Annotated in this window: 16 protein-coding genes; 3 read left to right on the top strand and 13 right to left on the bottom strand. The window is 35.1% G+C overall.

Annotated elements, in window-relative coordinates; all coding sequences use genetic code 11:
- Window positions 1-188: 188 nt before the first annotated feature.
- From AA637_RS14170 to nagA, 11 genes are all read right to left on the bottom strand, one after another.
- Window positions 189-746 (bottom strand): Uma2 family endonuclease, encoded by a 558-nt coding sequence (locus tag AA637_RS14170; protein WP_446683291.1) that lies wholly within the window; start codon window positions 744-746, stop codon window positions 189-191.
- 66 nt (window positions 747-812) lie between these two features.
- The gene (locus AA637_RS14165; RefSeq protein ID WP_446683290.1) at window positions 813-2,648 is read right to left on the bottom strand and encodes an O-linked N-acetylglucosamine transferase, SPINDLY family protein; all 1,836 of its coding nucleotides are present in this window, start codon (window positions 2,646-2,648) and stop codon (window positions 813-815) included.
- Window positions 2,649-4,835, bottom strand: a complete 2,187-nt coding sequence (locus AA637_RS14160; protein ID WP_446683289.1) for an O-linked N-acetylglucosamine transferase, SPINDLY family protein — start codon at window positions 4,833-4,835, stop codon at window positions 2,649-2,651.
- Window positions 4,836-7,010 carry an O-linked N-acetylglucosamine transferase, SPINDLY family protein gene (locus tag AA637_RS14155; protein WP_446683288.1) on the bottom strand — a complete coding sequence of 725 codons (2,175 nt, stop codon included), beginning with the start codon at window positions 7,008-7,010 and terminating at the stop codon, window positions 4,836-4,838.
- Between the two features lie 13 nt (window positions 7,011-7,023).
- Window positions 7,024-9,264 carry an O-linked N-acetylglucosamine transferase, SPINDLY family protein gene (locus AA637_RS14150; protein WP_446683287.1) on the bottom strand — a complete coding sequence of 747 codons (2,241 nt, stop codon included), beginning with the start codon at window positions 9,262-9,264 and terminating at the stop codon, window positions 7,024-7,026.
- Between the two features lie 27 nt (window positions 9,265-9,291).
- On the bottom strand, window positions 9,292-10,059 hold the full coding sequence (locus tag AA637_RS14145) for a hypothetical protein (RefSeq protein WP_446683286.1): 768 nt from the start codon (window positions 10,057-10,059) through the stop codon (window positions 9,292-9,294).
- A 156-nt stretch (window positions 10,060-10,215) separates the two neighbouring features.
- Window positions 10,216-10,749: a type II secretion system protein gene (locus AA637_RS14140; protein WP_446683285.1), complete on the bottom strand. Its 534-nt coding sequence runs from the start codon at window positions 10,747-10,749 to the stop codon at window positions 10,216-10,218.
- Window positions 10,750-10,948: 199 nt separating this feature from the next.
- On the bottom strand, window positions 10,949-11,506 hold the full coding sequence (locus tag AA637_RS14135) for a type IV pilin protein (protein ID WP_446683284.1): 558 nt from the start codon (window positions 11,504-11,506) through the stop codon (window positions 10,949-10,951).
- A 207-nt stretch (window positions 11,507-11,713) separates the two neighbouring features.
- Entirely contained in the window at window positions 11,714-12,088 is a 375-nt protein-coding gene (locus AA637_RS14130; protein ID WP_446683283.1) for an endonuclease domain-containing protein, read from the bottom strand.
- Between the two features lie 331 nt (window positions 12,089-12,419).
- Window positions 12,420-12,971: a hypothetical protein gene (locus tag AA637_RS14125; RefSeq protein ID WP_446683282.1), complete on the bottom strand. Its 552-nt coding sequence runs from the start codon at window positions 12,969-12,971 to the stop codon at window positions 12,420-12,422.
- A gap of 53 nt (window positions 12,972-13,024) precedes the next feature.
- Complete coding sequence (nagA, locus tag AA637_RS14120) at window positions 13,025-14,191, bottom strand: N-acetylglucosamine-6-phosphate deacetylase (protein ID WP_446683281.1); 1,167 nt, start codon at window positions 14,189-14,191, stop codon at window positions 13,025-13,027.
- Between the two features lie 174 nt (window positions 14,192-14,365).
- On the opposite strand from nagA, the gene AA637_RS14115 reads away from it, so the two are divergent.
- Window positions 14,366-14,866: a bifunctional nuclease family protein gene (locus tag AA637_RS14115; RefSeq protein WP_446683280.1), complete on the top strand. Its 501-nt coding sequence runs from the start codon at window positions 14,366-14,368 to the stop codon at window positions 14,864-14,866.
- A gap of 84 nt (window positions 14,867-14,950) precedes the next feature.
- On the opposite strand, the gene dapF is transcribed toward AA637_RS14115, so the two are convergent.
- A complete protein-coding gene (gene dapF / locus AA637_RS14110; RefSeq protein WP_446683279.1) occupies window positions 14,951-15,790 on the bottom strand; it encodes a diaminopimelate epimerase in 840 nt (279 codons plus the stop codon).
- Window positions 15,791-15,822: 32 nt separating this feature from the next.
- On the opposite strand from dapF, the gene AA637_RS14105 reads away from it, so the two are divergent.
- Together AA637_RS14105 and acsF are read left to right on the top strand one after the other, a co-directional pair.
- Window positions 15,823-16,032: an Hfq-related RNA-binding protein gene (locus AA637_RS14105; protein WP_446683278.1), complete on the top strand. Its 210-nt coding sequence runs from the start codon at window positions 15,823-15,825 to the stop codon at window positions 16,030-16,032.
- A 333-nt stretch (window positions 16,033-16,365) separates the two neighbouring features.
- Window positions 16,366-17,442 (top strand): magnesium-protoporphyrin IX monomethyl ester (oxidative) cyclase, encoded by a 1,077-nt coding sequence (gene acsF / locus AA637_RS14100; RefSeq protein WP_446683277.1) that lies wholly within the window; start codon window positions 16,366-16,368, stop codon window positions 17,440-17,442.
- Window positions 17,443-17,501: 59 nt separating this feature from the next.
- On the opposite strand, the gene AA637_RS14095 is transcribed toward acsF, so the two are convergent.
- Entirely contained in the window at window positions 17,502-18,143 is a 642-nt protein-coding gene (locus AA637_RS14095) for a response regulator transcription factor (protein ID WP_446683276.1), read from the bottom strand.
- Window positions 18,144-18,176: the final 33 nt, after the last annotated feature.

The raw sequence follows: 18,176 nt of genomic DNA, 5'->3' as shown, positions 1-18,176 counted from the left end.
TCATCAGGATAAAAAGAAATATATTTTTCACAAGTAGTAATTAGCTGAACTGTTTTGCCTTCTTGATAAAATTTGAGGATGTCAAAATTGTTAATATTATCCATAAAATAATAAGATAAAAATTTTATTGGCGTTTGATGAGTCTAATCAAATGATTGCCTCAAAAAGTTCGCATTCTAATGAAGTAACTAAAACAAGATGCGATCGAGTTTTATGGTGATAGCTTCTGGTTGACTCAAGGTTAAAGAATCTTCAGAAGAGAGTTTTGTTATATTCTGATAATAGTTTTTCTGGGGATTTTGATATACTTCTAATAGGTTTTGATTGAGATCCACTAACCACACTTCTTGAACTTTATTTTCTGCATAGATAGGTATTTTAAAGGTGCGATCGTAGTCTATACTGCTATCAGCCACTTCAATTAATAAGAAAATGTCTTCAACGGTAGGATGGTCATTTGCGTAAAAATCCTTGCGAGGTTTCAATAAAACAATATCAGGCTGTGGCTCAGAATTATTATTAAGTTTAATCGGATCTTGTACCCCTATAATAACTTTTGAGCCTAACTTTTCTGCAAATAAATAATTGATTTTTTTGACACAAGAAGCGTGTTTAAATCCTACTGGTGACATTTCAAAAATTTCCCCATTAATTAACTCAATTAAATAATCTTCTTTCAACACGCCCGATGTGATTATTTGATGATATTCTTCGATAGCAAATTTTTTACGAGGTAAGGTTAACATATTTCTTTTAGATTGATTTCAATCCCGGCATGGAAATAATTATATCAAGAATAAGCTAAGAGGCATTTAACTTGCATTTTCTCTCAAATATATTTCCCACATTTGTTGATATGCCTTTTCCATCTCCCTAGTAAACTGCTTACCATCCCAGAGGGGAGAGGTTTTCTTAGATTGTCTCAGTTTCCAATATACTTTCTTTCTCAATTCCTCATCCTTACCAAACTTGACTCCCCATTGAATATATTCCTCATCAGTGTAAGCAATACCTTCAGTGATACCTAAATTTTTTAAAAAAGTATAACCCTGACGGGCGTGGAATTGCTCACCGACTCTAGTGACAAGGGGAATATTTAACCATAAAGCATCAAGAGTGCTAGTTGCCCCATTAAAAGGATAATTATCTAATAGAATATTCGTTAAGAAAAAATTAGCTCTGTAATTGAGGAGAGGTACAAAAGGCAAAAGTTTGATTCTATTTACGTCCACTCCCTCTTGTTGTACAATTTCTCTAATACTTTTATCATTACCATTACATTGAATAAAAAGATAACTATTATCAACTTGTTTTAAAATTTTTAGTTGTAATCTTAACGATTTTTCACTTTTTTTCCATCCTGTTTGAATTGTCCAATAAATAATCGCATTTTCATTTACTATCCCATCTACCTTTGATAATAATTTAGGTGTGGCACTTTCAAAACCATCAACCGCAAGATAACAATTAGGTAAACGCCAAATTTTTTCTTGATAATAAGTTTGGGCATTATTAGGTAAAATAAAAGAATCCGCTATAAAATAATCAATGGTAGGAATCCCCGTAGAATCTAAACCTAACCAACTTGCCTGAATAGGGGCTAACTTAAAAGTCATTACTTGAGAAGTTCTATGATTAGTTAAACAATCTAAATCCACTAAAATATCTAATTCATCTTGACTAATTTGGCTAACTATTTCTGGAATATTAGCAATGGGAAATTTGCGATATTTAGTAGCATTTTGAAAAAACCATTGTTGAGTTATATCATCTTCATCGTCACTCATTAAATAAATAAAAACCTCAAATTTATCACGATCATAATATTTCAACAACCAACGAGATAAATAACCCACAGGATTATGACGCAAAGCACTGGAAATATATCCTATTTTTAACTTTTTTGTTGATTTTATATTGTCTTTCTTTACTTGATTTTGTTTCGATAAAGATAATATTAAAGATGAATATTTAGCTCTAGTTTCTTTGGTAAATAATTCAGCAATTTTATTTTGTAAAAATCTATTTTGAGATAGATTATCTTCTCTTGCTATTAATGGAGGAGTAATACTTACAAAAACATCTTCAATAAATCTTGGAGCAACTTGAGATTCAATGGTTTTATATAAGTTCAATTTAAATTCTTCTAAATATTGGGGAAGAATATCCCACATTCCCCCTGCAGTTATCACTTCAAAAATTAAATAGTGAAGGTAAACTTTCAGACCTAAATTATCTGCTTTTGTATATATTTGTTGTGCTAAAGTTAAGGCCTGTTGATAATCTCCAAGTAATATATAATGCCAAACAAGATTTTTTTCTAAATAAAGATCATTGGGTTTTATGTTTATACATAGTTCTAATAACTGAAGAGAAAAATCAGGAAATTTACTTTTTGATCTTTGGTAAACATGATCAAGTTTCTTGACGCATTCATCAATATCATTGACATAATTAATTGCTTTTTCTACCAGACTTAAGGCTTTTTGTCTTTGGGTTAATAATAATTGGGGAACTACATCCCAAAATAGATTTATACCTAACTTATCTTGGGAAATATACTCGATATTATCTTCTAAATAAGAAATTAACTCTACATATTTTTTAGCTCCTAAAAGCTGTTCTATTTTTTGTTGATAATTTGTCATTTATTGATTTTCCTGAAGATAAATTTCCCACATTTGTTGATATGCCTTTTCCATTTCTCTGGCAAACTGTTTACCATTCCATAAAGGAGAAGTTTTTTTCGACTCCTTTAATTTCCAATATACTTTTTTTCTTAATTCTTCATCCGTACCAAACTTAACTCCCCATTGAATATATTCCTCATCAGTGTAAGCAATACCTTCAGTGATACCCAAATTTTGTAAAAATGTATAACCCTGACGGGCATGAAATTGTTGCCCTACCCTAGTGACGAGGGGAATATTTAACCATAAAGCATCTAGGGTTGTGGTTGCACCATTGAAAGGATATGTGTCTAAAACTACATCGCCGATAAGCAAATTAGCTCGATAATCTTGTAACGGCATATAGGGTAAAAACTTAATTCTGTCGGGATTTCCCCCCTCTTGTTGGGCTATTTCTGTAAATAAATTTTTAATATTACTCATACTCCATTCATTTCTATACCCCGAAACCAGAAAATAACCATCAGCAACTTGCTGTAAGATTTTCATTTGCAAACGAATGTAGTCAGGATGTCTTTTGAAACCTGTTTGTAAGCTCAAATAGATAATGGCACTGTCTGAGATACCTAAACTTTCTCTTGTTAAAGATGGAGTATTTACTTCAAAACCATCAACAGCAATATAAGTATGGGGTAAACGCCATATTTTTTCTTGATAATAAGTTTGGGCATTATCAGGTAACACATAAGAATCCACTACAAAATAATCAATGGCTGGTATCCCTGTAGAATCTAAGCCTAACCAACTAACCTGAATGGGTGCTGGTTTTAATGTCATTAAAGCATTGGTAAAACTATTGGTAAAACAATCTAACTCCATGAGAATATCTATTTCATCTTTCTTGATTTGCTCATAGGTGTCTTTTATTTCATCAAAACAATAGTATTGAGTAACTTTATTTTTAAACCATTCATTGGTAAAAAAATCTTCTCTGCCTTTTACTTTATATACATAAATATCGTATTTATCTCGATCCATATATTCTATAAGCCAACGACTTAAAATTCCTACACAATTGACTCTAAGAGCTTCGGAAACCAACCCTATTTTTAGTTTTTTCTGTTTAGAAATATTTTTTGTTACAGGAGGAGAATTTGCTAATAGTTCTCCATAACGTTTCTTTGTTAATTTTTGATATAAATTCGATACTTGATTAATGACTTTTCGATTAATTTGAGGACTATCATTAAAATAGAATAGAAAGTGACAGATAGAAACTAACATATACTCTATATATCCGTCAAAAATTTCATTTTTGTTATTATTTTCATAGGAGTTTAATTGTGATAGTAAAGAGAAATAGTCTTGATATATCTTTGAATAGTTATTCCATTTTCCTGCTTGAATAGTTCCTCGCATTAATAAATAAACACCGTATAATTTTTCTAGGTCATTGGTACTATATTTAATAAAACTTAAGGCTGTTTTTTCTAATTTATGAAAATCTTCAGCACCATCGTAGCATTTATATATTTGTTTTATTAAAGGTAAATTATCAGGTTGATATTCTAAGCAAATTTTTGTCAGTTCTGCACCATAGTATAAGTAATTATTTTCTAGCCCAACTTTATAGGCTTTATCGGAAATAATTTGGAGTAATTTTTTATCTCCATTTTGATTTTCAAGGATAGCGGCAGCTAAATCAATATTAATTAAAAAGGGAAAGTCTAAAATTTGTGCAAAAACAGAGGATAAAATATCTGTATCTATATCTTTTTTGTGTGTATTTTTAATGGCTTCTACTAAAGATAGATTGACTAAATAATCATTATTAATTATCTTTAAGTTAATCGCTAATTCTGCCATTAATAATAAATTATTGACTAGATATGGATTATTATCTTTGATAATTTCTCTTAAGTTATAGGATAGTTGATAATTATTAAATTTCCATTGTCGGTGTGCTTCTTGGTCTAAAATTTTTATTAATTTTGTTGAGGCAAATTCATCTTCTGCCATGAGAATTAAAAACCAAGTTGCTTGGGCTTCTTCTTTTTGATTGAGGAGAAAATAAACTAAACCTAAATAAATATAACTAATTAAATTATTTGGCTCTAATTCGACTTTTTTTTCTAAAAGTTCTTGTAGTTCTTGATATTTTTGATTTTGTAAAAAATCATCAATACTATTATCAACATTAAACATTTATTGATTCTCCTCGAGATAAATTTGCCACATTTGCTGATAAGCGTTTTCCATTTCTTTGGTAAATTGTTTACTATTCCACAAGGGAGATTTTCGTTTAGATTGCCTTAATTTCCAGCTAATGTCTCTCCTTAAATTTTCATTTTTCGCTAGTTTTACACCCCATGTTATGTATTCTTCATCTGTCCACGCAATACCTTCTTGAATGTTGGCATTCATCATAAATCCGTAAGCATTGCGGGAGGCAAATTGTTCTCCTACCCTAGTCACAGTGGGGATTTCTGCCCATAGTGCCTCGAGGGTTGTGGTGGCGCCATTGTAGGGATATGTATCGAGGAAAATATCTGCGATCGCCAGATTTGCCCGATGTAGTTCTACGGTTTCATCATAGGGAATAAATCTTAATCTATCTTGAACATTATCAAATTTATCAGCACATTCATAGATATATTTTTTTAACCTTGTCTCATCTTGTTTTACTTTAAAAATCAAATAACTATCTTCTACTTGACTAATAATTTGCATTTGTAGGTTAACCAAATGGGGATTGAGTTTTGCAGAATTTTGCACATTTAAAAATATAACGGCAGATTCTGGAATGTTTAAATCAGCTTTTTTTAAAGTAGGGTTAGCCATTTCAAAACCATCCACCGCCAGATAAGTATGGGGTAATCGCCAAATTTTTTCTTGGTAGTGTTGTTCGCTTTGGGGCGGAATTACATAATCATCGGCAATAAAATAATCTATATTTGGTATTCCTGTAGCATCCATGCCTAACCATGTCACTTGAATGGGGGCTGGTTTTGCCACAGTTACCAAACAAGAGCTATTTAAGGTTAAACTGTCTAAATCTACTAAAATATCGATTTTGTCATCGTAGATAGCATTAATTAAACTACGGGTATCTTTTTGAACTTTAGTTATTTTTGAGGCGTGGGGTTTAAACCATTTTTCGGTGATGTCATCTTCACGATTTTGATTCATGTATAAATGTATATCGAAGTTTTCTTTATCGTGATAAAGCATTAACCATCTTGAGAGAAAACCAACGGAATGATTTTTTAGGGTATGGGCGAGATAGCCTATTTTTAGCTTTTCTTTTTTTTGAGGTTTATGGAAGGTAAATGAAGGATAATTTGATTGATTAACCTGTTGAAATATTTTGGCAGTTTGATTGATTAGCTTACGATTATAGCTAAGATCATCTTTGAGATACCAAAAGTTAATGCCACCAATGATAAAACTATCTTTACTCTGAGATTGTTTTAAGTCTTCGATATGATTTTCTATATCTTCATATAATTGGTACTGTTGTTCAGCTAAGATTAAGGCTTTATCCCATTGGGCGACGGTGAGATAGGTATTAAGTAGTAAATTCTGGCTTTCTAGTTTATCAGAGAAATTATGGCTTCTATCTCGATATTGTTCACAAATAGCGATAAGTTTGTCGATGTCTTTGGTTTTTTTATAAAAACTATATAGGTTGCGATAAATATCTAGTTGTTGATGGGGAAATAGGTTACAAACTTCTAGTAAACGAATGGCATAAATAGTGTATTGTTTTTTTCTTTCTATGTCGGTGGCGAGATTAACAATTTCAGTGATTATTGTTTCATTGCCTTGGGTATATGTCAGGATTGATTGGATTAATAAAACAGTTTGTTCGTAAGGATATTCTAAGATATGAGGAATAAAATCAAGAATGAGGGCAAAATCAATACTATCTTTATCTGCTGTAGCGATTAATTCTTTTAGATTATATTCTTCTAATTGGTTAATCTCAAACTCTTGTAATTTTATTTGTAGGATAACAACTGTAAGAAGGTTATTAATATTTTCGGGGTCAATTTCTGCTATTTGTTGGCAAATTAATAAGTGGAGTTTGGTATGGGATAATTTTTCTTGTCTGAGGGCTTCTAAATTGAGTATTTCTAATAATTCTTGGGAATATGGTTGTAACTCTTCTGCTGCTTGGGCGAAGATAAAAAACCATGTTTCTTGGGCTTGGGTTAAATTTTCATCTAATAAATAAGCTAATCCTAAATACCAGTAATTAGTAACTATATCGGGATTTGTTTCGATCGCCCTTAGATAGTAATCTATTAAATTATGATAATTTGGGCTAAAATCCTCTGGGGTGACTTTTGATAACCATTGCTGATAGTGATGTTTCATCTTTATTTTTTTATTACCCTATACTTTTTAAGTAAATTTGCCACATTTGTTGATAGGCTTTTTCCATATCTCTGGTAAATTGTTCAGTATTCCATAGACTAGAATTAAATTTTGATTGTTGTAATTGTTGTCTAATTTTCTCTCTTAATTTGCCACTATTACCAAATTTGATACCCCATTCTATATATTTCTGGTCAGTCCAAGCAATACCTTCTTCTATACCTAAATTTTTTAAAAAACTATAACCCTGTCGGGCGTGATATTGTTGCCCTACCCTTGTTACTAGGGAGATATTTTGCCACAGACTATCTAAAACGGTTACGGCACCATTAAAAGGGTAAGTATCTAAGATTATATCTGCGATCGCTAAGTTTGCCCGATAAATAGCAGGAGGATAACTAGGAATAAATCTGATTCTATCTTTCACCCCTTGAAACTTATGGGCGAGGGAATAAAGATATTTTTTTAAGACATTTTCATCTTTTCTCACATTAAAAAGAAGATAGCTATTTTTAACATGGTGGATAATTTCCATTTGCATTTGAACAATATGGGAATTAAGTTTAGCGGCATTTTGCATATTAAGATAAATAACTGCATCATCGGGGATATTAAGTTGTTTTCTGGTTAAAGTTTTTTCTCCTATTTCAAGGTTATCAATGGCTAAATAATTATGGGGTAAACGCCATAGTTTTTCTTGATAATATTCTTGGGCATTTTCTGGTAAAACGTAGGGATCAACAATAAAATAATCAATATTGGGTATGCCACTGGCATCTAAACCTAACCATGTTACCTGAATTGGTGCTGGTTTTACAGCCATAACAGTACAGGTTAAGTTTTGAGTTACACTGTCTAAATCTACTAAAATATCGATGTCATCGTCATAAATTTTTTCAGTTAACGCCCTGACATTTCTATTTCCCCTAAATATTTGAGAAACATAGGGTTGAAAGTCTTTGGTGGTTATTTCATCGATTTTGCCCTGAGTCATGTAAAGATTGATGTCAAACTTGGTGCGATCGTGATTACGAATTAAACAACGGGAAATATAACCTACGGCATGATTATTAAAAGTATGGGCGATATAACCAATTTTTAAAACTTTTTTGGGTTCTATTATTCTTAATTTTAAAGGATAACATTGCCCTTGATCTGCTTCAATTTTGGGAGGTAATAGGCATTCTTGATGTTGGTATTGAAAAACAAAATTAGGATAACAAGGTTTATTAATATCTTGAAAAACTTGAGCAACTTTATTAATTAAATTACGGTTATATTGTGGCAAATCCTGACAATAAAAAAAGTCAATTATTCCTATGATGATAATCTCTTTATTTTGTTCGTCTTTTAAACTATCTATTTTTGCTTCTATTTGTTCATATAATTGACTTTGTTCCCCGACTAACTGGGCAAAATTATCTCTATCTCCCATGGTGCGATAATAAGATAATAAGCAATTAATACTACTAAGTTTATCTATATAAGTATTAGCTTGATGGTAATATTTTTGACATATTTCCAGTTGTTTGTCATAGTTTTTTACTCGTTCATAAAATTTATTAAGATGAATAAAAATACTTTTATCTTGAGGATTAAAATAATGACAAACTTCTAACAAATCAATAGCATAACTAAGATGATTTTTTTCTTCTCCCATGAATATAGCTACACCTTTTATTTTATTTACTACTTCTTGATTACCTTGGGAATAGTGTAAAATTGATTCTGCTAATAATACACTTAAACCATGGGTATATTTTTTTAAAATATCTTCTAAAATAGTTAAAAGTAGTAATAAATTTAGAGTATCAGGAGCGCTATTTTTTATTTTATTGATAATGTCATAATGTAAAATATTTTCTATATTAAAATCATCTAATAGTAGCTCCAAATTAATAATATGTAGTTGATTATTAACATCAGTCTCGTCAAGATCTTCTATCTGTTGTCGGATTAATAAACTTAGGGAATAATTACTAGAATATAATTGTCGGAGTGCTTCAGTTTCAAGAATATTTTTAAGGGTTTCTATGGCTTGATCGTATGCAGATTCTTCTACATTAGACAAACAGAATAACCAAGTAGCTTGGGCATTTTCTAAGTTTTGATTTAATAAATAAGCTAATCCTAAATACCAATAGTTAATGACATTATCAGGCTTTGTGTTGATAATTTCTTGGTAATGATCAATTATTTGTGAATATTTTTTTTCTTCTAGTAAATCAATGATGGAAGGATGCCAACTATACATATTTTATTGATGGGGATAAGTGGGAGTTTATTTTTCTTCGGGAAAAGTTAATGTTACCCTATTACCTTCTACCCTTAATTCACCCCCCAAGCGTTCAATATTTTCTAGGGCTAATTCTCTGACGGAATCTTCTCGGGCGTTGGTGTAGATGCTCATCCATGATGCGCCTTGGGCTTTGTTGCTGTTGGGGTTTTCTTCGAGGAAGTTGGCGGTATCTTGGGCTAGTTGCCCTAGATTTTGGGCTTCGGGGGTGTCGTGGTATTTTGCCCATTGGGCCGCCATTTGGTAGGATATTTTGGCTTGTCGTGGTTGGCTGGTGAATAGAAGTTCGTCGATACCTTTGTAATACCAAACTTGGTAGGCTTGGGGTTGTTGGGGTTGTATGCTTTCTAAGCCTTTGCCCATTAAATCTACGCTGACATCGGGGCGGCCTGAAAAGAGGGTGGTGGCGGGGGCAAAGATAAAATAAGGTGCGATGAAACGAGGATCTTTTTCGACAAAGGTTGTAAAGTATTCGGGATTGAGGCTGTAGCCTGTGGTGTCTCTGGCGATGTCGCCGAAATATTGCACAAATTGTAGATATGTCCAGTTGGCCACGAGGTTATTAAAACCAAAATCGGGCAGGGTGCGCAGGAAACGGATGGTTAGGCGATCTTTTTCTTCTTGTCGGCGTGCTTCTTCTTCGGTGATGGTGGGGGTGGTTTGGGTGGCGATGGGGATTTGTAGATAGCCAATGACCGATAAAGAAATGATAATTGATATGGTAGGGAATAAAAGATGGCGAAAACGTTTCATGGTTGTTTTGGCATTGCTTAATTATGGTATGAAATATAGTTGAATTATGCTAAAAACTAAGACTTCTAAATATTATAACCGTTCCCTATTCCCCGTTCCCTGTTCCCTTCCTTAACGAGAAATCATATCTAAAATCAGCAACGTCCTTGTTTTTACTTATCTTAACTGATAGGCATTGGCTCCGCAAAATGGATCGGTGGTGACGGGTTCGGCGGTGGTGGCGCTGGGGTCAAAACTTTGGCAAATGATAGATTGATAGGTATCTTGGGAGGCGATGTCAAAAAAGACTCCTGCGGAAAGCCCCCTGGTGCCATCGGTTTCCCAGTCATCGTTGGTGACGCTGAAGGTAATTTGGTTGGCAAGGTTGGAGGTGTCAAAAGACCAGCTATTGATATAGTTACTATTAATGTTTGCACCTAAGGCATCCAAAATTTGGTCGGAGGTGGCACTGCCACAACAAAAAACCCGTTTTTCCCAATGGTAGGCCATTTGGGATCTGGTTACGGTGCCGAGGGCATTTTTCATTTCTGTTTCTCTGGCCTTACCCACCTGCGCCAAAAGGTTGGGCAGGGCAACGGCGGCTAAAACTCCGATGATAATCACCACCACAAGGAGTTCGATGAGGGTAAAGCCTTTTTGTTCAGGGTTGTGATGATTACGGAGCATCATCTTCCAAAGTAGTTGTGACATAAGCATTTTCTGGGGGTTATCTTGTTTTTATTTTACCCAAATTGAGCTTAAAACTTATCCTCTGCTTTCTGGAAAATTAGTGGTTGTAGGTGTACGATAAAAAAATAAACCCGAGGTTCAATGTAGTTGAACTTCAGGTTTTTAGATTTACTTATTTATTTTTATTTAATTTCAGACTAAGTCAATAGTCCAAAAACTACTATTTAATTTCTGCAGCAGTAGTTGGGCAGGAAAGAGCACTCAGAGCGCCCAAAGAGTCAATAATTTCATTACTTTGACAAAGGACTTGATCAAATTCTCCTCCACCGTGGCTAATAAAACCTGCGAAAGCACGGGTTCCATCTGCAGCAGAATCGGTATTTGTGCTGAAGTTACTGGCAGTATCTGCACCAGCAGTGATGTTCATACCAGTCTCATCAATATATTGATCAGGTATTGTTACACCCAAGAAAGCAATATCATCAGCAAATTCTTGACGCTCGAAGTGGTATGCTTGTTGAGAACGGTTTACAGTACCTACGGCGTTTTTGAGTTCGGTTTCTCTAGCTTTACCAACTTGACCGAGGAGGTTGGGGAGAGCTACGGCGGCTAGTACACCGATGATGATTACTACTACTAAGAGTTCAATGAGGGTAAAACCTTCGTTTTGGTCTTTTTTGTTGCGGAGGTAGGATAAATATTTTAAGGTTACTTCTGGTTTCATGGCTGTTTCTCCTGTGAGAGTTATTTTAAAAGTTTTTTCTTTTCTGTTAATCATAAGTTACCCAGTTTTGATCATGGATCGATCACCTTGGGGGAAATTTTTTTTGCCCTCACCCCCAACCCCTCTCCCACAGGGCGAGGGGAGTTATCTTGTTCCCCCCTTATCAAGGGGGGCTAGGGGGGATCTTGTGGCGTTAGGGGATCCCCTGAAGGGTTCTTTTGTGGTGGCTGAGGCGCTGGGTTTGATCCCCCTAAATCCCCCTTAATAAGGGGGACTTTTTCTTATTAAGTGTTTTTGAATAGTGTTACAGACTTGGGGGAAGTTGTTTAATACTTGGTGGTTGGTGAATCGGATTACTTTTAAGCCGTAACTTTCGAGGATAGCTGTTCTTTCTTTGTCGTAGATGATGGCGTTATCTTGTTGATGAATTTCGCCGTCTATTTCGATGATGAGTCGGGCTTGGGCGCAGTAAAAGTCAACGATAAAGTTATCTATGGGGCTCTGGCGCATGAATTTGAGAGGAGCGTTTCTGAGGTATTCTGACCATAGCTTTTTTTCGGCAGGGGTCATGTTTTTTCTTAATTCTTTTGCCCTTGGGATTAGTTTTTGGTTGTAGGGCAGAAAAAAGTCTGTCATGGTCTGTTTTTGTTCTATTTTATCTTGTTCTCTAGCCTATGGCGATCGCCTTTACGCTTAATATAACTCTTGTCCCCCCCTTACCAAGGGGGGTTAGGGGGGATCTCATGGCGTTTTTGATCCCCCTGAATCCCCTGCAAATTCGGGGGACTTGTTGTTTGAGATGGTGCAGTGAGGGGTAGGGGCGATCGCATTTATATCAAACTAGACCACAATCAAAATAAAGGTATCAAAATAATAATATTAAGTTTGTTTGAAGGGAAAGGTTAATAGTAAATCCGTTTTTCTATTAAACCTCGGTGAAAATAAATGGATAGTACTTATTCTAATCTTAATCAACATAAATATTTCTCCACTTAAAGGAAGGATGATTCATATTGCAATGAACATTTGCCCATACCGTTTGAAATTGTCTATGGACACACTTTGTTTCAACCCTTCTAAAACCACTATTATTGAAGTTAACGGAATTAATATTAATATTATTAACCCTTCTACTTTCGATGCTTCTGGAGGGATAATAACTATTATTTTGATTAATATTATTATTTCTCCAATAGTTACTATTTCTTCTTAGATTACCATTGAAAAAATCAATACGATCATTGCTACTGGGAACAATAATAATTATAGTTTCTGGTCTTCTATTCGGATAACTATATCTTGAGGTTGGATGTTGAGAGTTTAAACCCCTATTAGGACGATGATTTTGGGCTATTACTAAGTTTTTGTCCTGATGACTAGAATCCAAAATGGTGGATGAATTTATGGGCTTATGAGAAAGAGATGGATTTAATTCTTGTCCATACATTGGTTTGACAATACTAAGGTTAAATATTGTTCCTATCCCTATCAATAGACCTAAAGATTTGATAATTTTCATGGTCTTTTTTTTATGATTTTATCTATTTTTATCATAGCGTTTTTATTGTTTTTCTAAACTTCGTCAAACTTGGTGGAAATTCTCTCCCAAGTCAATGATTTTTTGTCTTGATTATGGTGCCATCTTATCAAATTGGCTTTCTGTCCTACTTTTATGGTGGGCATTTTCATCGCCCGACGGGGAGCATCGGTGACAAGGGCGATCGCCTTTTGTATAGTACAAATATCCCATCTTATCAAATTTTGAGCGCCTATGAATAGGGGTAGGGTAGTACCTGACAATGTGCCATCTGGCAGGGTAGCAGTGCCGTTTTTTACCTCGATGGTGCGCTCATCCCAAGGATAAATACCATCGTCCAAGCCTATGGGGGCAAGGGCATCACTTACCAAAAATATCCCTTCTTCATAGTTACTGGCCTGTAAAATGACTTTTAACATGGTGGGTGAAACGTGCTTTCCGTCCGCAATTAAGCCGCAATAAACATCAGTACGGGCGATCGCCTCTCCTAACATACCTGGTTCTCTATGGTGTAAACTAGGCATAGCGTTAAAAGCATGGGTAACCATGGACGCCCCTTGATCAAAACCTCTTTTTGCGTCCTCTGCCGTCGCCATGGAATGACCAAAACTAACTATTACCCCCAAATCTGTCAAATAAGGAATTATATCCCCCTCTGAGTCCAATTCTGGGGCAAGGGTAATAATTTTGATGATGTTTCCGTAATTATGAAAAACTTTTTTTATGTTGTCTAAATTTAGTGGTAATAAATGTTCTTGAGGATGGGCGCCTTTTTTTTGTACATTTAAAAATGGTCCTTCTAAATGAACCCCTAAAATTTCTGCTTCATTCCCTTTATTATTACACTCTTTAAATGTCTTAATTACTTCTAAGGATTGGCGAATTTTAGCTACAGAAGTGGTAACAATAGTAGGCATAAATTGATCTACTCCCACTGACCATAAATAAGCACATATTTGATGTAGTTTTTCTATATCTGGTAATGCTAAATCAGGAAAAGCTAATCCTAGACCCCCATTTATTTGTAAATCTACTCCTCCCAAAGAAAGATAATCTCCCTTTAAATCAATGGAGTTTATAATAGTTTTGTCTGTTTCATCCTTCGTATTACTATCACATATATGGGTAATAATATTATTATTAATGGTGATATTTTTTAAGGTTTTATATTCCGTTAGACGACAATTAATTAAGCGAATCATAGTTGTTTTATTTTCCAATAAAATTATCTATTAAAACTAATTATAAAAGTTAATTTCAATCCTTTAAATAAAGCCCTCATGGGGTTATTAAATCAAAAAACTGTGATAAGATAATAACAACCTCACCCTCGGAGGTAATGGTAAAAAGCCCATATTATAGTGAGATAGTATATAATGATTGAAATGAAAGTAGCGGCGATCGCCCTTGATGCAGTAAGTCGTAGCCCCATCGTACTACTAAAAGACGCTACCGAGCGCCGTGCTTTGCCTATCTACATCGGACAGGATCAAGCAAGGTCAATCATTGCAGCCTTAGAACAACAACCAACCCCTCGCCCCCTTACCCATGATTTGATGTTAAATATCTTTCATGTGTGGAATGTCAAACTAGACCGAGTGGTAATTAATGCCCTTGAGGATAACACTTTTTATGCTCTACTATGTACAAAAATGGGCAAGAAAGAAAAAAATATCGATTGTCGTCCTAGTGATGCTATTGCTATTGCGGTGAGGGAAGGTTGCCCCATCTGGGTGATGGAGGAAGTAGTGCTAGATGCTTCTATTCCTGTGGATAGGGAAGCTGATGAGCAGGAAATGGAGGCTTTTCGAGAATTTGTGGCAGAATTAAGCCCCGAGGAGTTGATTCGCCGCGCCCGAAAAACCCTAGAAGAGTAATGGATAATTGTTTTATTATCTCTTATATATTGCCTGTTGCCTATTGCCCATTCCCTGCCGAACCCAGAAAATCTTATCCCGAACTCAGGTTACATATTTGCCTGAAAAAACCTTCAATGCAGGCCCTGTCATATATACATGGTTATCTTCTTGATTCCACTCGATTTCTAAACATCCCCCTGGTAATTCTACGGTACAAGTGCGATCGCACTTCCCATTTAAAACTCCTGCCACCACCGTGGCACAAGCCCCCGTACCACAGGCGAGGGTAATTCCTGCACCCCTTTCCCAGACTCTCATTTTGAGGTAATCAGGGCGTACTACTTCGATAAATTCCGTATTCGTTTTCTGGGGAAAAACCTCGTGGGTTTCAAATAAAGGGCCAATTTTTTCTAACTCGATGTCTGCTACTTTTTCGACAAATACCAGACAATGGGGATTTCCCATACTCACACAGGAGACATCATATGATTTACCTGCCACATTTAGGGATTCACTGACAACCTTTTCTCCCCCTTGGTTTAATGTGGTGGGAATTTTGGCAGGGGTTAATTCAGGCTCACCCATATCTACCCGAATCATGCCTTCACCCTTGATGGTAGGGGTAATGGTACCTGCTAAAGTTTGAATAGGATATGTTCTACCTACTTCCTCTTTGCCTTCTAATTCCGTCACAAACTGGGCAAAACAACGAATCCCGTTACCGCACATCTCAGGCTCAGAACCATCGGAGTTAAAGATTCTCATGGTATAATCACAATGGTTTTGGGAGGGTAATACAAAAATGACTCCATCGGCGCCGATACCAAAATGGCGATCGCACATTTGTACTGCTTCTTGGGGGGTAACGAGGGGTTGATCAGATTGACGATTATCGATCAAAATAAAGTCATTACCTAATCCGTGATATTTGCTAAACTGCATAATTATTTTTTCGCTCAAGTAGATAAAAAAAGATGCCTACATTTAATACTGGTCTTCCTAGTGTACGTCAAATTCAAGTCTTTATAAAGGATAAAATTAATGTTCAAATTGGACTGACTACTAATCAAAGCACCGAGGGCAAAATTCTTTGGCAAGATGAAAACTGTATTTGTATATTAGAAGATGGTACCGATAAAACTCTCATTTGGTTAAGTGCGATCGCCTATATCAAACAAGTTTAGTTTAGGTATTGCTGATTTTGGACTTTATTTTTCATTGGGGCGGGGAACAGGGAACAGGCAACAGTGATAATATTTTAATATTCTAATTTATTGGATTATATTTCATACCCTTATTCAGCAACGCCTAAACATTATTAACATTCCCCATTTCCCAGATTATGAATTATTACCAACAAAAATTAATAAACGTCAAGAGTAACCATAGAAAAATTAATATTTTTGTAACAACTATTAATAAACTTAACGAAAATATATAGTACTAGGTCTGTTAAACTGAGGAAGGAATTAAAATATTACATATAAATTCAAGAATACTGTCTCAATCAAAAAATTATGGTAACAACAGTTCAAAAACCAGAATTTGACGAGCTACGCCCGGGAATTAAAACCCCAGCCAAAGAAACAATCTTGACTCCTCGTTTTTACACCACAGATTTCGACGAGATGGCCCAGATGGACATCAGCGTTAATGAAGACGAGTTAAGAGCTATCATAGCCGAGTTTAAACAAGACTATAACCGTCATCACTTTGTGCGTAATGCTGACTTTGAGCAATCATGGGAGCATATTGATGGCGAAACCCGTCGTTTATTTGTAGAATTTTTAGAGCGCTCTTGTACTGCGGAATTCTCTGGATTTTTACTATACAAAGAGTTAGGCAGACGTTTAAAACATACCAATCCTCTCTTGGCAGAAGGTTTTAACTTAATGTCTCGTGACGAAGCCCGTCATGCTGGTTTTCTCAACAAAGCCTTAACTGATTTTAATTTATCCCTCGATTTAGGATTTTTAACCAAGAGTCGTAAATATACTTTCTTCAAACCTAAGTTTATTTTCTACGCTACCTATCTATCCGAGAAAATCGGTTACTGGCGTTATATTACTATTTATCGTCACCTAGAGCAAAATCCCGAAAGTCGCATCTATCCCATCTTCAAATTCTTTGAAAATTGGTGTCAAGATGAAAACCGCCATGGAGATTTCTTTGACGCGGTATTAAAAGCTAAACCTGAGTTTCTGAATGATTGGAAAGCGAAACTATGGTGTCGTTTCTTCTTGTTATCTGTGTTTGCCACCATGTATCTCAATGATTTACATCGCTCTGGTTTTTACGCTTCCATTGGCTTGGATGCTAGGGAGTATGACAAAACTGTTATCGAGAAAACCAACGAGACTGCGGGTAGAGTTTTCCCCATCACTCTTGATGTTAAAAATCCCAAGTTTTATGACAAGCTCGAAAAATGCTTTAGCAATTGTGAAAAACTAAGGGCTATTGATGATTCTAAAGCCATTGCACCTATCAAGGTTTTACGCAAAATACCTTTATTTGCTTCTAATGCCGCTCAGTTTATTGGTTTATACTTCATTAAGCCTATTGAAGCTGACACTTTACAAGGTTGTGTACGTTAATCTTTATTAACTAACTCAAATTTTCCCCTGTCTATGGATGGGGGATTTTTTTTGGGTTTTTAAAAGTGAGTAAGGTTATTTTTAAAGGCGAAGGAAACTAATTCGGTGCGGTTTTGAGAGTCTGTTTTTTTGAGAAGATTGGCGACATATTTTTCGATGGTTTTGGGGCTAAGATATAATTGTTGGGCAATTTGTATATTAGAGTGTCCTTCAATAATCAAGGCTAAAACTTCTTTTTCTCGGTGGGTGAGATGAAGAGAGGAGAAATTGTTATTATTATCTATAGATGAGTTGTTATGCTCGGTAAATAGTCTTTCTGATTGGATAACTTGCGATCGCTCCAGGAGATGTTTTACAATAGCAATTAATTCCATAGGCTCAAAAGGCTTGGCTAAATACACATCACACCCCGCCTGATAACCATTAATTTTTGCCTCCATGGTGTGCTGATGAGTAAGGAAAATAACAGGTAGTAAACGAAAAGGAGGAAGTTTGCGTAATTCTTGCACCAACTGATAACCATCCTTATGGGGCATCTTGATGTCTGAGATTAATAAGTGAGGATGGTATTTCATGGCCAAGGATAAAGCCTTTTCTCCATCATTAGCTAAAATTACCGAGTAACCTTGTAACTCAAGGCAATCTTTGATTAAATGCTGAATAGTTGAGTCATCATCGGAGACTAAAATTTGTAAGGACATAGTTGATAGGTGGTTGGAGTAGCAAGTGACATT

The sequence above is a fragment of the Cyanobacterium sp. HL-69 genome, from assembly GCA_002813895.1.
In the GTDB taxonomy this organism is placed as follows: Bacteria; Cyanobacteriota; Cyanobacteriia; order Cyanobacteriales; family Cyanobacteriaceae; genus Cyanobacterium.
The sequence above is the reverse complement of the archived record's forward strand: the minus strand, read 5'-3'. Positions and strand labels throughout refer to the sequence as shown.

Coding starts and splice junctions, on each gene's coding strand:
- AA637_RS14170 (WP_446683291.1), bottom strand. CDS start 746: ATGTTAACCTTACCTCGTAAAAAATTTGCTATCGAAGAATATCATCAA.
- AA637_RS14165 (WP_446683290.1), bottom strand. CDS start 2,648: ATGACAAATTATCAACAAAAAATAGAACAGCTTTTAGGAGCTAAAAAA.
- AA637_RS14160 (WP_446683289.1), bottom strand. CDS start 4,835: ATGTTTAATGTTGATAATAGTATTGATGATTTTTTACAAAATCAAAAA.
- AA637_RS14155 (WP_446683288.1), bottom strand. CDS start 7,010: ATGAAACATCACTATCAGCAATGGTTATCAAAAGTCACCCCAGAGGAT.
- AA637_RS14150 (WP_446683287.1), bottom strand. CDS start 9,264: ATGTATAGTTGGCATCCTTCCATCATTGATTTACTAGAAGAAAAAAAA.
- AA637_RS14145 (WP_446683286.1), bottom strand. CDS start 10,059: ATGAAACGTTTTCGCCATCTTTTATTCCCTACCATATCAATTATCATT.
- AA637_RS14140 (WP_446683285.1), bottom strand. CDS start 10,749: ATGTCACAACTACTTTGGAAGATGATGCTCCGTAATCATCACAACCCT.
- AA637_RS14135 (WP_446683284.1), bottom strand. CDS start 11,506: ATGATTAACAGAAAAGAAAAAACTTTTAAAATAACTCTCACAGGAGAA.
- AA637_RS14130 (WP_446683283.1), bottom strand. CDS start 12,088: ATGACAGACTTTTTTCTGCCCTACAACCAAAAACTAATCCCAAGGGCA.
- AA637_RS14125 (WP_446683282.1), bottom strand. CDS start 12,971: ATGAAAATTATCAAATCTTTAGGTCTATTGATAGGGATAGGAACAATA.
- nagA (WP_446683281.1), bottom strand. CDS start 14,191: ATGATTCGCTTAATTAATTGTCGTCTAACGGAATATAAAACCTTAAAA.
- AA637_RS14115 (WP_446683280.1), top strand. CDS start 14,366: ATGATTGAAATGAAAGTAGCGGCGATCGCCCTTGATGCAGTAAGTCGT.
- dapF (WP_446683279.1), bottom strand. CDS start 15,790: ATGCAGTTTAGCAAATATCACGGATTAGGTAATGACTTTATTTTGATC.
- AA637_RS14105 (WP_446683278.1), top strand. CDS start 15,823: ATGCCTACATTTAATACTGGTCTTCCTAGTGTACGTCAAATTCAAGTC.
- acsF (WP_446683277.1), top strand. CDS start 16,366: ATGGTAACAACAGTTCAAAAACCAGAATTTGACGAGCTACGCCCGGGA.
- AA637_RS14095 (WP_446683276.1), bottom strand. CDS start 18,143: ATGTCCTTACAAATTTTAGTCTCCGATGATGACTCAACTATTCAGCAT.